At 67.4% G+C, this 14,965-nt stretch carries 11 protein-coding genes and 1 tRNA gene; 3 read left to right on the plus strand and 9 right to left on the minus strand.

Annotated features, from left to right (window positions below; translation table 11 throughout):
* Positions 1-353: 353 nt before the first annotated feature.
* The 9 genes from fumC to ACOFKX_RS03275 form a co-directional block, all read right to left on the minus strand.
* Positions 354-1,808, minus strand: a complete 1,455-nt coding sequence (fumC, locus tag ACOFKX_RS03235) for a class II fumarate hydratase (RefSeq protein ID WP_419825652.1) — start codon at positions 1,806-1,808, stop codon at positions 354-356.
* Between the two features lie 150 nt (positions 1,809-1,958).
* Entirely contained in the window at positions 1,959-3,026 is a 1,068-nt protein-coding gene (locus tag ACOFKX_RS03240) for a Rieske 2Fe-2S domain-containing protein (protein WP_419825653.1), read from the minus strand.
* A 120-nt stretch (positions 3,027-3,146) separates the two neighbouring features.
* Positions 3,147-3,818 carry a glutathione S-transferase family protein gene (locus tag ACOFKX_RS03245; RefSeq protein WP_419825654.1) on the minus strand — a complete coding sequence of 224 codons (672 nt, stop codon included), beginning with the start codon at positions 3,816-3,818 and terminating at the stop codon, positions 3,147-3,149.
* 79 nt (positions 3,819-3,897) lie between these two features.
* A complete protein-coding gene (locus ACOFKX_RS03250; RefSeq protein ID WP_419825655.1) occupies positions 3,898-4,233 on the minus strand; it encodes a VOC family protein in 336 nt (111 codons plus the stop codon).
* A gap of 49 nt (positions 4,234-4,282) precedes the next feature.
* Positions 4,283-8,800, minus strand: coding sequence for a glutamate synthase large subunit (gene gltB, locus ACOFKX_RS03255; protein ID WP_419825656.1), 4,518 nt, complete (start codon positions 8,798-8,800; stop codon positions 4,283-4,285).
* Positions 8,797-9,360 (minus strand): hypothetical protein, encoded by a 564-nt coding sequence (locus tag ACOFKX_RS03260; RefSeq protein ID WP_419825657.1) that lies wholly within the window; start codon positions 9,358-9,360, stop codon positions 8,797-8,799. Before ACOFKX_RS03260 ends, gltB begins: the two co-directional genes overlap by 4 nt.
* Entirely contained in the window at positions 9,360-10,805 is a 1,446-nt protein-coding gene (locus tag ACOFKX_RS03265; RefSeq protein ID WP_419825658.1) for an NAD(P)-dependent oxidoreductase, read from the minus strand. Before ACOFKX_RS03265 ends, ACOFKX_RS03260 begins: the two co-directional genes overlap by 1 nt.
* Positions 10,806-10,958: 153 nt before the next feature.
* On the minus strand, positions 10,959-11,768 hold the full coding sequence (locus tag ACOFKX_RS03270) for an undecaprenyl-diphosphate phosphatase (protein ID WP_419825659.1): 810 nt from the start codon (positions 11,766-11,768) through the stop codon (positions 10,959-10,961).
* Positions 11,769-11,799: 31 nt separating this feature from the next.
* Entirely contained in the window at positions 11,800-12,735 is a 936-nt protein-coding gene (locus ACOFKX_RS03275) for a complex I NDUFA9 subunit family protein (protein ID WP_419825660.1), read from the minus strand.
* Between the two features lie 134 nt (positions 12,736-12,869).
* Between ACOFKX_RS03275 and ACOFKX_RS03280 the strand changes: the two genes are divergently transcribed.
* The 3 genes from ACOFKX_RS03280 to ACOFKX_RS03290 all read left to right on the plus strand — a co-directional run bounded on the left by ACOFKX_RS03280 (position 12,870) and on the right by ACOFKX_RS03290 (position 14,873).
* Positions 12,870-12,956 (plus strand) — tRNA-Leu (locus ACOFKX_RS03280).
* A gap of 88 nt (positions 12,957-13,044) precedes the next feature.
* Positions 13,045-13,401 carry an Arm DNA-binding domain-containing protein gene (locus ACOFKX_RS03285; protein WP_419825661.1) on the plus strand — a complete coding sequence of 119 codons (357 nt, stop codon included), beginning with the start codon at positions 13,045-13,047 and terminating at the stop codon, positions 13,399-13,401.
* A gap of 164 nt (positions 13,402-13,565) precedes the next feature.
* Entirely contained in the window at positions 13,566-14,873 is a 1,308-nt protein-coding gene (locus tag ACOFKX_RS03290) for an IS701 family transposase (RefSeq protein ID WP_419827331.1), read from the plus strand.
* Positions 14,874-14,965 lie beyond the last annotated feature (92 nt).

The raw sequence follows: 14,965 nt of genomic DNA on the forward strand, positions 1-14,965 counted from the left end.
TCTACTGCGCCAATAGACTTTCATCCGTAAGTGACAAGCAGGTCTTCAAGCGGATCCGCCGCTGCGTTGCCGGCGACATTAGAGGTCTCTGTATAGTTATCCGAGGACAGCTTGCTTCTAAGATGCAACGATCACGGCGTTTAACTTTCTATGCCAGCCTCGGATCATCGCGCATCAGATCACATACGGCGCAGCTCCGGGTAGGCACCTCCTTTGGTGTTTCGCCAGTAATTCGCGTAGACGATTCAATTGGCCGAAACCTGTTCAGCGTTAGGATCCACAGACCAACGGACGTTCATTGTGTACGCTACTAGGGCCACCTTCCCCTCGACCATGTATGAAGCAACCGGCGCTCAAGCCCCCGCCAGCCCCTCACCCACCATCGTAGCCGGTGCTATCAGCGCGTCGTATCGTTCGGCCGTCACCTGGCCCGAGCGTAGCGCGGCTTCGCGCAGCGTCGCGCCGGTCGCGTGCGCGTCCTCGGCGATGCGGGCGGCGGCCTGGTAGCCGATCTCTGGCGAGAACGCTGTCACTAGCATCAACGTGTTCTCGACGTGGGCGGCGATCACTTGCCTGTCGAGTTCGGTTCGCTCGACAGAGTGCAGGCGGAACATCTCGCAGCCGTCCGCCAGAATGGCGATCGAGTGAAGGACGTTGTTCACGATGATCGGCCGCATCGCGTTCAGCTCGAAATTGCCTTGCGAGCCGGCGAAGGCGACGGCGGTGTCCTCGCCAATCACCTGGATCGCGATCATGACGATCGCCTCGCACTGCGTCGGGTTGACCTTGCCGGGCATGATCGAGGAGCCGGGCTCGTTCTCGGGCAGCCTGAGCTCGCCGATGCCGCAACGCGGGCCCGACGCGAGCCAGCGCATGTCGTTGGCGATCTTCATCAGCGCCACCGCGACGCCCCGCAAGGCCGCGCTCGCGCGCACCATCGCGTCGAGCGAGCCTTGCGCCATGAACTTGTTGGGCGCGGTGACGAACGGCCGCCCGGTCAGCTCGGCGATGCGGGCCGCGACCGCGACAGAGAAGCCCCTGGGGGCGTTGATCCCGGTGCCTACCGCCGTGCCGCCCAGCGCCAGCTCGGTGAGCCCGGCGCGCGACCGCTCCACTTCCTCGATGCAGGCGCGAAGCTGCGCTGCCCAGCCCGACCATTCCTGCCCCACGGTGAGCGGCACCGCATCCTGGAGATGAGTGCGGCCGACCTTGATCACGTCCATCCAGCGCGCGGCTCGATCCTCAAGCACGTCGGCCAGCAGGCGCAGCTCGGGCAGCAGCCGCTCGTTGATCGCCGCGAGCGTCGCGACGTGCATCGCGGCCGGGAAGGTGTCGTTGGACGACTGGCTCATGTTGACATCGTCATTGGGACGGATCGACTGCTGGCTGCCGATCGTCCCGCCCGTCAGCTGGGTAGCGCGGTTCGCCAGGACCTCGTTGACGTTCATGTTCGATTGCGTGCCCGAGCCCGTCTGCCAGACGTAGAGCGGGAAATGATCGTCGAGCGCGCCGGAGATCGCCTCGTCGGCGGCACGGACGATCGCCTGCCGCTTCCACTCCGGCAGCAGCCCCAGCGCGGCATTGGTGTCGGCGCACGCCTTCTTGACGATGCCGTAGGCGCGGTAGACCGCCACCGGCATCCGATCGCCGCCGATCGCGAAATGATGGAGCGAGCGCTGCGTCTGCGCGCCCCAGTAGCGGTGGGCGGGCACCGCCACTTCGCCCATGCTGTCATGCTCGGCGCGCTCGCCTATCGCGTCGATGCCGACGGGGAGGTCAAGGAGGCGCGGCGGCTCGTTCTTGCTCATCACCGCTCAACGGGCGACGAACCGCAATGGATGCCTCCGCGGCACCCGCGATCGACGCCACGACGGCGCGAGCTACCCCATGTACGGGGGCGGCGCGCACCATCTCACCCGCCGCGATCCGCTCGGCCCATGATGGGGCGGACGAGTTGGTCAGACGGCGGCGGGCACGCCGCAGCGCGAGAGGACTGCGCGGAGGTCGCGGATCGGCGGGAACACCTCGTTGTTGCGATCGCAGCCCTGCGCGTCGTGGGCGCGCTGCTCCATCTCGACGATGTCCTTGTCCTCCTTGAAGATGGACTCGGTGAACAGCGTGATGAACGGCCACGCCATCGCCAGCAGCGCCGGGATGCCCGGCTTCTTCACGGACAGGTAGCCGAAGGTGCGGTTGGTGCGCTGCTCCCTGTCGAGCGGCGTATAGCCCAGCCACACAGACAACACGGGATCGCCATCGTCCACCCAGAACTTCAGCGACTGGCGCGGGTAGTCAGTGCGGATCACCATGCGGTCCTTGGACGCGCCCTCGTCGCGGTCGCGCATCAGCGCGATGATCGCACCCTCGCCGATCGTGCCGCGCCCCGCCTCGCGCGAGAAGGTGTAGGACACCTCCGCCCAGTCCGCGCCCGAGGACTTGCCGAGGCACGTCGCCTTCATCAGCCCCATCTGGCGACGGTGGAGGAACTGGTGGTTCATGTCGAACAGGTTCTCGTGCATGAACGTGTAGTGCGCGGCCACCTCGCGGTTGAGCTCGCGCGTCCTATACGTCTTGTCGGCACGGGCGCCGAGGCTGGTCGGACGGCGAGCGTCGGCGAGCGCGGGATCGCCCGGGAAGACAAAGATCAGCCCGTCGACCTCGTGCGCCGGGTAGCTCCTGACGCCGTTGGGCAGGCGCGCGCGGCCGAGATACGGCACGTCGACGCATTTGCCGGCGGTGTCGTAGGCCCAACCGTGATAGCCGCAGCGCACGGTGCAGCCCTTCACGACGCCGTGGCTGAGCGGCACCTGGCGGTGAGCGCAGCGATCCTCCAGCGCGAAGACCGTGCCATCCTTGGCGCGCACCACCACGATCGGCTCGCCGGCATAGGCGCGCGCCAGCATCCTGCCCGGCTTGAGTTCGCGGCTCCAGGCGATCGGATACCAGTGATCGGGATGCGCATCCACGCGGCGCAGGTCGGCCGGCGGGGGCGCGGCCTCGGCGATCGGCTCCAGGACGCGGTACATCGGCCATTCCCTCAAGACGGAAGCGGAAGAGTCGGCGCTTCGGGCGCTCGCGTCAAGGACGCCGCGAGCGGCGGCTGCGAGCCGTAGGAGGCGGTGGCCGGCTTCCGTCCGCCCCGCCGCTCACTCCCAGAAGTCGACCTTGTCGTAATGCTCGGGCGGGCCGATCACCTCCATCCGCTCGGACAGCATCGGACGGAACGAGGGCCGGCTCTTCAGGCCGGAGTACCATTGCCTCGTCTGGTCGTGCCCGCGCCAATCGATCCCGCCAAGATAGTCCGCGACCGAGATGTGCGCGGCGGCGGTCAGGTCGGCGAGGCTCAGCACCGGCCCGCCCAGCCAACGGCGATGATCGAGGAGCCAGTCAATATAGTCGAGGTGCGCGTCCGCCTGCTTCATCGCCTCGCGCAGCGCCTTGGCATCGGGCGAGGCGCGCTGGACGACGCGCTTCATCATGCGCTCGTGCATCAGCGGCGCCACCACCTCGGCATACATGCGCTGATCGAACCAAGCGGCGAGGCGGCGGATCTCCGCGCGCGCCGAGGCCGAGCCGCCCAGCATCGGCGCCTTGTCGATCGTCTCCTCGAAATACTCGCAGATCGCGACCGAGTCGACGAGGCTGAGCTGCCCCTGCACCATCACCGGCGTCTGGCCGGCGGGGTTGAGGTGCAGGAACTCGTCGCGCCGCGCCCACGGGTTCTCGCGCACCAGCTCGTAGCCGACATTCTTCTCGCCGAGCAGGAGCCGGACCTTGCGGCTGAACGGGCAGAGCGGGAACTGGTAGAGCTGCCACATGATCGCCTCGCCTTAGGAGCGACGCGGCGGCGGCACAATCGGCATGAGGGCAGATTGAAGCGGTGCGAACCGGAGGCGTTCAATCCGCCTGCATGACCGCGAGCTCGTTGCCGGACGGATCGCGGAAGTGGAAGCGGCGTCCTCCGGGAAAGGAGAAGGCCGGGCGCGCGATCTCGGCGCCAGCCTGCTTCACGCGCTCCAGCGCCGCCTCCAGATCGTCGACCGCGATCACCGGCAGCGGCGCGGCTGTCGCCTCCGTCGCATCGCCTTGCAGCCCGACATCGGTGTCGCCGGTCAGGGTCGAGGCGTAGCTCGGCCCGAACGCGGCCATCGTCCAGCCGAACGCTTTCTCGTAGAAGGCGGCGCTCGCCTGCGTCTCACCCACCGGCAGCTCGACATAGTTCAGACGTGCCATGCGGTCCTCCCTCTCGCCCGAATAAAGGAACGGACAGGGAACACAAGTATTATTCCGCCGCCTCCGCGACCTCCCTGTCGTCGAGCGGGTGCGCGAGCCTCGTCAGCATCTCCTTGGGGCAGACCTGCCAGAAGCGACCGACCATATGCTCCCAGTCGGTGAGCAGCGTGCGCGCCCAACGGCTGTCGGTGCGCTGGACGTGCGCGGCGACGTGCGCCTTCAGCACGCCCTCCCAGTGCGCCGACGCGACGCGCTGCCAGACGATCGCGTCGGGGTTGGCGTGACGCGCGAAGCTGCCGTCTTGATCGAGCACGAAGGCCATGCCGCCGGTCATGCCCGCCCCAAAATTGTCGCCGACGCGGCCGAGGATCACGGCGGTGCCGCCGGTCATATACTCGCAGCCATTGGCGCCGCAGCCTTCTACGACGACGTTCGCGCCCGAGTTCCTGACGGCGAAGCGCTCCCCCGCCTGCCCCGCCGCGTAGAGCGCGCCGGCGGTGGCGCCGTACAACACGGTGTTGCCGACGATCGCGTTCGCCTGCGAATCGAGCGGTGACGAGACGGTGGGCCTTACTGCGATGATCCCGCCCGAGAGCCCCTTGCCGACATAGTCGTTGGCGTCGCCGAACACCTCCAGCGTCACGCCCCGCACGAGGAACGCGCCCAACGATTGACCCGCGCTGCCACGCAGCCGCACGTGAATATGGCCTTCCGCCAAGTGGCTCATCCCGAACCTGGAGACGATCTCCGAGGAGAGACGCGTACCCACCGCGCGATGCGTGTTCCTGACGGAGTAGGAAAGCTGCATCTTCTCGCCGCGCGCGAACACGGGCGCGGCGTCGCGCAGCATCTGCGCGTCGAGGCTGTCGGGCACCTCGTTGCGGAAGGTGGCGATCGCGAAGCGGCGCTCATGGTCCGCGGCGTCGACCTTGGCGAGGATCGGGTTGAGATCGAGGTCGTCGAGATGCTCGGCGCCGCGGCTGACCTGGCGGAGCAGTTCGGTGCGGCCGATTACCTCGTCCAACGAGCGGACGCCCAGCCGCGCGAGGATCTCGCGCACCTCCTCGGCGATGAAGGTCATGAGGTTGATGACCTTCTCAGGCGTGCCGACGAACTTGCCGCGCAGCGCCTCGTCCTGCGTGCAGACGCCCACCGGGCAGGTGTTCGAGTGGCACTGGCGCACCATGATGCAGCCCATCGCGACCAGGCTGAGCGTGCCGATACCGAACTCCTCCGCGCCGAGGATGGCGGCGATCACGATATCGCGCCCGGTCTTGAGGCCGCCATCAGTGCGCAGCTTCACACGATGCCTGAGACCATTGAGGGTAAGCACCTGATTGGTCTCGGTAAGCCCCATCTCCCAGGGCGTGCCGGCATATTTGATCGAGGTCTGCGGCGAGGCACCGGTGCCGCCGACATGGCCCGAGACGAGGATCACGTCGGCATGCGCCTTGGCGACGCCCGCCGCCACCGTGCCGATGCCGGCGGACGAGACGAGCTTCACGCAGACGCGGGCGCGCGGGTTGATCTGCTTGAGATCATAGATGAGCTGCGCCAGGTCTTCGATGGAATAGATGTCGTGATGCGGCGGCGGCGAGATCAGCGTCACGCCCGGCGTCGAGTGCCTGAGACGCGCGATGAACTCGGTTACCTTGAAGCCAGGCAACTGGCCGCCCTCGCCGGGCTTGGCGCCCTGCGCGACCTTGATTTCCAGCTCCTCGGCCGCGCCCAGATACTCTGCGGTGACGCCGAAGCGGCCCGACGCCACCTGCTTGATGACCGAGTTGGCATTGTCGCCATTTTCGTAGGGGGCGTAGCGGATGCTGTCCTCGCCGCCCTCGCCGGAGACGGCCTTGGCGCCGATCCGGTTCATCGCGATCGCCAGCGTCTCGTGCGCCTCCGGGCTGAGCGCGCCCAGCGACATGCCCGGCGTCACAAAGCGCTTCCGCACCTCGGTGATCGCCTCCACTTCGTCTATCGGGATCGCTTCCCGCGCCCAATTGAACTCCAGCAGGTCGCGCAGGTAGACCGGCGGCAGGTCGCGCACGCCGCGCGCGAACTGCAGGTAGATCGAGTAGCTGTCGGTGGCCACCGACGTCTGAAGCAGATGCATGAGTTGCGCCGAGTAGGCGTGCGCCTCGCCTCCCCCGCGCTGGCGGTAGAAGCCGCCGACGGGCAGCGTCGCGACCCCGGCGTCGAACGCCTTCTCGTGCCGTTCCAATGCGTTGACGTGAAGACTTGCATAGCCTTCGCCGGAAATCTTGGCGGGCATCCCCGGGAAGAGATCGGCGACGAGCGCGCGAGACAGGCCCACCGCCTCGAAATTGTAGCCGCCGCGATAGGAGGAGATAACCGCGATGCCCATCTTGGCCATGATCTTGAGCAGGCCGTCGCCGATCGCCTTGCGATAGCGCGCCACGCACTCAGCGAACGAACGCTCGCCGAACAGCCCGCGCGCATGACGGTCCGCGATCGCCGCTTCGGCGAGATACGCGTTCACCGTCGTCGCACCGACGCCGATCAGCACGGCAAAATAATGGGTGTCGAGACACTCGGCCGAACGCACATTGACCGACGCGTAGGATCGCAGGCCGCGCCGCACGAGGTGGGTGTGGACGGCGGCGGCGGCGAGCACCATCTGGATGCCGACGCGGTCCGGCCCGACGCCCTCGTCGGTGAGGAACAGCTCGGAGCGGCCCTCTCGCACCGCCTGCTCGGCCTTGCGCCGGATCTCGGCGATCGCGGCGCGCAGCCCGTCAGGACCCCCATCTACGGCGAAGGTGCAGTCGATCTCGGCGCTCGATGGGCCGAAGTGCGCCCTCAGCCGATGCCAGTCCTCGCAGGACAGGACCGGCGACTCAAGCACCAGTATGTTGGGCTGCGCCGCCTCGACGTCGAGGATGTTGCCGAGATTGCCGAACCGCGTGGCGAGGCTCATCACCCGCGTCTCGCGCAGGCTGTCGATCGGCGGGTTGGTCACCTGGCTGAAGTTCTGGCGGAAGAACTGGCTGATGAGGCGCGGCTTGTCGGAAATCACCGCGAGCGGCGTATCGTCGCCCATCGAGCCGATCGCCTCCTTGGCGTCGTCGACGCAAGGCGAGAGGATCAGCTCCATATCCTCCATCGTCTGCCCGGCGGCGACCTGACGCCGGATCAGCTCCGCGCGGGACCAGGATGGCCGCGTCTCGCCGTCCACGGCAGGAAGATCGTCCAGGGACTTGAAGTCCTTGATATACTCGCCGAACGGGTGGGCCGCGGCGAGCCTGTCCTTGAGCTTGGCGTCGCCGAGCAGCACGCCTTCGTCGAGATCCACCGCGATCATCTGTCCGGGTCCGATCCGGCCCTTGGCCACGATGGTCGATTCGGGAACGACGACCATCCCCGTCTCCGATCCGACGATCAGCAGGTTGTCGGCCGTGAGCGTGGTGCGCAGCGGGCGGAGCGCGTTGCGGTCGACGCCCGCCACCACCCAGCGCCCGTCGGTCATCGCCAGCGCCGCCGGCCCGTCCCACGGCTCCATGACCGAGGCGTAGTAGGCGTACATGTCGCGATGCGCCTGCGGCAGGTCCACGGCCTCCACCCACGCCTCCGGCACCAGCATCAGCTTGGCGGTGGGCGCGTCTCGGCCGGCGCGGCAGATCGCCTCGAAGACGGCATCGAGCGCGGCGGTGTCCGATGCGCCCGCGGGGATCAGCGGCTTGATGTCCTCCGAATGCTCGCCGAAGGCGATCGAGGCCATCTTGATCTCGTGGCTCTTCATCCAATTCTTGTTGCCGCGGATCGTGTTGATCTCGCCATTGTGCGCCAGTGTGCGGAACGGCTGCGCCAGCCACCATTGCGGGAAGGTGTTGGTGGAGTAGCGCTGGTGGAAGATCGCGAAGCGGCTGACGAAACGCTCGTCCTCGAGGTCCGGATAAAAGGCGCTGAGCTCCTCGGCGAGGAACAGCCCCTTGTAGATGATCGAGCGGCACGAAAACGAGCAGACGTAGAAGCCGTTGATCTGCGCCTCGATCACGCGCCGCTCGATGCGCCTGCGTATGAGATAGAGATTCTTCTCGAACTCCGCCGCGTCGACCTGATCGGGGCGCGGCCCCTGGATCATGATCTGCTCGATCTCCGGCCTGGTCACCATCGCCTTGTCGCCGATCACCGACACGTCGACGGGCACCTGCCGCCAGCCGTAGATGGTGTAGCCGAACTCGATGATCTCGCTCTCGACGATGGTGCGGCAGCTTTCCTGCGCGCCCAAGTCGGTGCGCGGCAGGAACATCATGCCGACGGCCAAGCGGCCGGGGCCGGCGCGGTGACCGCCATTTTCGATCGCGTCGTCGAAGAAGCCGGTGGGCAGCTCGACGTGGATGCCGGCGCCGTCGCCGGTCTTGCCGTCGGCGTCGACCGCGCCCCGGTGCCACACGGCCTTCAGCGCGTCGATCGCGGCGGAGACGACGCGGCGCGAGGGCTGGCCGTCGGTGGCGGCGACGAGGCCGACGCCGCACGCGTCGCCCTCGAACTCGGGGCGGTACATGCCCTCGCGGGCGAGGCGGAGGCGTTCGGCTTCATTGATCATCGCTTGACGCCTTCGGTCTTTGCTGCAGCCATTTCTGCGCGAAGGGCGGAGAGTTTAGGGCCCAGTCGTTTTATGCTTGCTGCCGTCTGCTCCGTCAGCAATCGTGAGACGTCCGGATCCGACACCATGACCTGACCCCGCTGCATGAAGCGCGATCCGGCGGTTGTCCCGACAAAACTAGTTATCGACTGCATATCAGCAACCGTGAAGTTGCGAGCGTAAGCCCGGGCATAAACCTCGAACAATTTGTTCATATCGACCGGATGCTCACGAGCGTCTTCGGACACGATCGCGCTGAAGCGATCAATCATCTGATCGCAACGGCAGCCGGGTGTGACCTCCATCCCGGATTTGAACCCCGGTATCATGTTAGCCATCAGGCCATCTTGCATCGCGGAGAAGAGTTTCTCACGTTCGGAAGGCGGGTACATCGCCACCAGCATCTGCCGCGCAACAACGAGGTTCTGTTCGGCCGGGGCCGCGATCGGCAGCGGTGACGACGAGGCCTGCACGGGCGCGGGGGTCGCAGCGGCAGCAAGCGCGGCCAAGAGCGCCAACATTACGCCGCCTCCATCACTGCGCCGGGGCTGACCTTCGCCTTCTCCTTCAGCCAGGCGTGCATCCGTTCGGAGACGTCGCGGCCGTCGCGCACCGCCCAGACGACGAGGCTGGCGCCGCGCACGATGTCGCCGGCGGCGAACACGCCGGGGATCGAGGTCTGCATCGTGCGGTGATCAACGCGCAGCGTGCCCCAGCGCGTGACGGAGAGTTCCGGCGCGCCGAACATCTGCGGCAGGTCCTCGGGGTCGAAGCCCAGCGCCATGACGACGAGGTCCGCGTCGAGCGTGAAGCTGCCCTCCGGGTCCGCTTCGGGCGTTCGCCGGCCGCTGGCGTCGGCGGCGCCCAGCCGCATCCTGGTCGCGCGCACGCGGCCTTCGTCGAACGCCTCGGGAGCCGACAGCCAGACGAACTCGACCCCTTCCTCCTCGGCGTGCGCGACCTCGCGCTGCGAGCCGGGCATGTTGGCGCGATCGCGGCGGTAGAGGCATCTGACCGACTTGGCGCCCTGGCGGACGGCGGTACGCACGCAGTCCATAGCGGTGTCGCCGCCGCCCACCACGACGACGTTCTTGCCGGCCGCGTCGAGCGTGCCGTCCTCGTGACCCGGAACGACGTCGCCGAAGCCCTTGCGATTGGAGGCGATGAGATAGTCGAGCGCCTTGACGATCGCGCCCGATCCGACGCCCGGCGCCTTGATCGCACGCGCCTTGTAGACGCCGGTCGCGACGAGCAGCGCGTCGTGGCGCTCGCGGAGTTGGCCAAGCGTCGCGTCGCGACCGACCTCGAAGCCGAGATGGATGTGGATGCCGGAGTCGCGCAGCCGCTCGATCCGACGGCCCACCACCTCCTTCTCCAGCTTGAAGCCGGGGATTCCGTAGACGAGCAGCCCGCCGCCGCGATCGTGCCTATCGTAGACGTGCACGTCATAGCCGTGGCCGCGCAGATACTCGGCGGCGGAGAGACCCGCCGGCCCCGCACCGATGATGCCCACCGATTGCGCCGAGCGGTCGCGTGCCGGCACGACCGGCTCAACCCAGCCTTCCGCCCAGGCGGTGTCGGTGATGAACTTCTCGATCGAGCCGATGGTCACGGCGCCGTGGCCCGAGAACTCGATGACGCAATTGCCCTCGCACAGACGATCCTGCGGACAGATGCGGCCGCAGATCTCGGGCATGGTCGAGGTCGCGGAGGAAAGCTCGTACGCCTCGCGGAGGCGCCCCTCCGCCGTCAACCGCAACCAATCGGGGATGTGGTTGTGAAGCGGACAATGCGTCGAGCAGTAGGGCACGCCGCATTGCGAGCAGCGTCCCGCCTGCTCCTCCGCTTTCCCGACCGCATAAGCGCGCGCGATCTCGGCAAAATCTTCGGCGCGCAGATCGGCCGGGCGTTTTTCTGGATAGGACTGCCTCGTCGCTACGAACTTGAGCATCGGATTATCGGCCATGCTGCCCTCCTGAGGGAGATCAAGCATGCTGCACCCTCGAAGTCACGCCAAAGGGTGCCGATTGGTAAGCCGTGTTTACCTACTTTAAAGCAATAAAGCTGCGGCAAGGCTCTCTTCACCTATACTCCGCTCATCAGAGCAGCCGATCCGGACCTATCGCAAACCGAGCCAGACGAGAGCCGAAGCTCCCGCGAGGATCCGATACCAGGCGAAGGGACCGAATCCCTTTCTTGACACGAAATCCACGAAGCCGCGCACCACGAAGAGCGCCACCAGAAACGACACGACAAAGCCCAGCGCGATCTCGGGCCAGCCGACCGCGCCCGGCGCCGAAGAGACCCCCACGCCACCTTTGGCAAGTTCCACCACCGTCGCGCCGAGCATCGTCGGGATGGCGAGGAAGAAGCTGAACTCCGCCGCCGTCCGCCGCTCGACGCCCAGCGACAGCGCGCCCAGGATCGTCGCGCCCGATCGGCTGACGCCGGGGATCATCGCCAGGCACTGGATGAAGCCGATCCCCAGCACGGTAGGCACCGGCACGTCCGCGACGCCCGTCGCCCGCGTCCGCCTCGCGAGGCTCTCGACGACCAGGATCGCGACGCCGCCTAGGATCAGCGCCCAGCATACCAGCGCCGGCTTCGTGAGCAGCGCCTCGATCTTCTTGTGGAGCGCCAAGCCGATCACGGCGGCCGGGACGAAAGCTAGAACAATGTTGCGAATGAACCGCCATGCGCCCGCCTGCCCCTTCAGTGCGCCCGCGATCACCGTCCAGAAGGTGCGCCAGTAGAGCACGACGATCGCCAGGATCGCGCCGAGCTGGATGACGATGTCGAACGTCGCCCACTTCGTCTGATCGTAGCCGAGCAGCGCCCCCGCAAGGATCAGGTGCCCCGTGGAGGAGACCGGCAGGAATTCGGTCACCCCCTCGACGATGCCGAGCAGGACGGGCTGGAGGATCATCATGGCCGTTACGTCCCGCTGGCAGGAGAAGAGATCAGGGCGCGCGCCGCTCCGCGCCGAAGCGGCCCTGCCGCCGGTAGCGGACGAGCCAATCGGGAGCCACCGCGTCTAGCGCGGTGGGCTCGATGCCGAACGCGGCCAATCCGTCGAAGCCCTCGGTGACGATGCTGTCGCGGCGCAGCATCCGCCACTGGTCGGTGGTAATTGGCGCGCCGGGCAGGAAGCCGAGTTTGGCGATCATCTCGCCCACGGCATCCGGCAGCTCCAGGAAACCGCGCTTGGCGCCGATCATCGTCGCGATGCGGCGGTTCAGCCCCGCCATGGTGACGATCTCGGGCCCGCCGAGCTCGAAGGTGCGGCCGGCGAAGCGCTGCGGCTCCGTCGCGGCGAGCGCCGCGGCCTGCGCGACATCGGAGACGTAGACGGGCTGGAAGCGCGCGCCGCCGCCCAGCACCGGCACGATCGGCGCCAGCCGGATCAGCCGCGCGAAGCGGTTGACGAAGTCGTCTTCGGGCCCGAACACGACCGAGGGGCGCAGGATCGCGGCGCCATCGAACGCATCGCGCACCGCCGCCTCTCCTGCCGCCTTGCTGCGCCCGTAAGCCGAGGGCGAGCCGGGATCGGCGCCGATGGCGGAGACGTGGACGAACGCCTGGGCTCCCGCCGCCCGCGCGGCTTCGGCGACGTTGCGCGCGCCCTCGACGTGGATCGCCTCGAAGCGGCCGAAGAGCACGCCGACCAGGTTCACCACCGCGTCGCTGCCGGCCACCGCGCGCTCTACGGAGCGCGGCCTCGTGACGTCGGCCGCGACGAACTGGATCTGGCCGAGCCCGCCCTGCGGCTTCAGGAAGAAGGCGCGGCGCGGGTCGCGGCCGACGACGCGCACGCGTCGCCCGCGCCGCAGGAGCGCCTGCACGACGTATCGCCCGACGAACCCGCCGCCGCCGAACAGCGTCACCAGCTCCGTCATCGCGCTCCACATCCCAGCCGAACGGGCGCCGCTCTGCCCAAGCCCGGCGGCGAACACAAGCGCCACGACCGCGCTGGCGCCGCCATTGACAAGCTTCGCGGGCCCCCGCTATCCGCCCGCTACCCCGAGCACCTGCCCAGGTGGCGGAATTGGTAGACGCGCTGGCTTCAGGTGCCAGTGGCCGCAAGGCCGTGAAGGTTCGAGTCCTTTCCTGGGCACCATTTTGCTGTTCGCCGACGCGCGCCAGCGGTCGATGAAACCACGGATTTTTAGCACTTTAGCCCACAAGCTGGTTGTGGACGTTCGCCTTTGTTCGCCTACAGCCGGCGCGGATCGGCGGCCTCTACGGGGGCCTTTCGCGCGGAGGCTGGAAAGGCGCTTACCGACACGGCTGTCAGGGCGGTGAAGCCGAAGGATCGGGATTACAAGCTCGCGGACGGTGGCGGCCTATACCTCCTGGTGACGTCGGCCGGCGAGAAGCTCTGGTGGCTCAAGTGCCGGATGCACGGCGTCGAGCGGAAGCTGGCGCTGGGCAAGTACCCGGACGTTACTCTGTCCGCAGCGCGGGATGCCGCCCGGAAGCATCGTCACTCCCGTGACCACCCGCGACGGCGTCACCCTCGGATTACGCCTGGCGCGGGTAGCAGCCGGTGGCCGGGTTGGTGAGGATATCCGGCTAACGACGGAGGTGTTCTGCCGCGTGGGAGATACTGTGCGCTCTAGCTACGTCGGCGCGTCCCTCCACCTAGCACTACTTTGGCAGGTTAGAGGAGCCGGCTGGGATCGTCGTTGATTCTCGTGTGTCAGTGTAGGCTGACGGATCGATGGCGATGGTGGTGGACGAGGGCTGGCGAAGCGATCTGGAGCGATGGCTTGAGCCGTTCCTGGCGGGGCTGTCGCATCCAGCGCGACGCAGGATGTGTCCGCAGTATGTCGCTGGTCTGATCGGTCCCGGCGATCGCAAGAGCGTGCAACCGATGGCCGCTCGTGGCGGTGAGGCCGGCTATGACCAGCTCCACCACTTCGTCGCCGCGGGTGTCTGGGACAGTGCACCGCTCGAGGCGGCGCTGCTGAGCGAGGCCGACCGGTTGGTGGGTGGCGTCGGAGCCTTCCTCGTCATCGACGACACCGCCATGCCGAAGAAGGGTCGGCACTCTGTCGGTGTGGCGCCGCAATATGCCTCGTCTCTGGGCAAGAACGCGAACTGCCAGACGATGGTGTCGGTGACGTTGGCATCACGCGAGGTGCCGGTGATGGTGGGCTTGCGCCTGTTCCTGCCGGAGAGCTGGACCGGCGATCCCACGCGCTTGGCGAAGGCGAGGGTTCCCGCCGACCGTCAGGCCGCCCTGACCAAGCCGGAGATCGCCATCGAGGAGATCGACCGGGTGAGGACCGCGGGTGTGCGCTTCGGCTGCGTGCTCGCGGACGCCGGCTACGGGATGAGCGCGCCGTTCCGCCAGGCGCTGAGCGAGCGTGGCCTGTCCTGGGCGGTCGGCATCCCTGCCCGGCAGAAGGTGTATGTGGCCGATGTCGCGATGATCTTCCCGGTCGCAGGCCACGGCCGGCCTCGCCAGCACCATATCCCCGACAGCAAGTCCGTCGCTGCCGAGACGCTGCTGGCCGGGCAGCCATGGCGACGGGTCAGCTGGCGGCGCGGTACGAAAGGGCGGCTGACCGCCCGCTTCGCGGCCTTGCGCGTGCGCGTGGCCGACGGTCCGACCCAGCGCATCCGTGACATGGGCAACCAGCATCTGCCGGGCGAGGAGGTCTGGCTCGTCGGCGAGCATCGCTCGACCGGCGAGCGCAAATACTACCTCTCGAACCTGCCGCCCGACACGCCGATCAGGACGCTCGCTGGCGCCATCAAGGCACGGTGGATCTGCGAGCAGGCGCATCAGCAGCTCAAGGAGGAACTCGGCCTCGACCACTTCGAGGGCCGATCATGGACCGGACTGCACCGACACACTCTGATGACGATGATCGCCTACGCCTTCCTCCAGTCCCGCCGCCTCACCGCCGCGGGACGGAAAAAAAAGAGTCGGGGGACCACCACCGCAACCGAGCATGCCGGCCGTCAGGCAGGCCATCCTCGACATCTTCGCACGACCGCCACCGACACACTGCCCCCATTGCAATAAGCCGCTTGCGACAACCTCAACTACAAAAATGCCAAAGTAGTGCTAGATCATAACGCCTGTCTCGCGCTCCTTAGGTCGGCGTGGAACCGCTA

Source organism: Sphingomonas sp. (assembly GCF_965200105.1).
Taxonomy (GTDB): Bacteria; Pseudomonadota; Alphaproteobacteria; order Sphingomonadales; family Sphingomonadaceae; genus Solisphingomonas.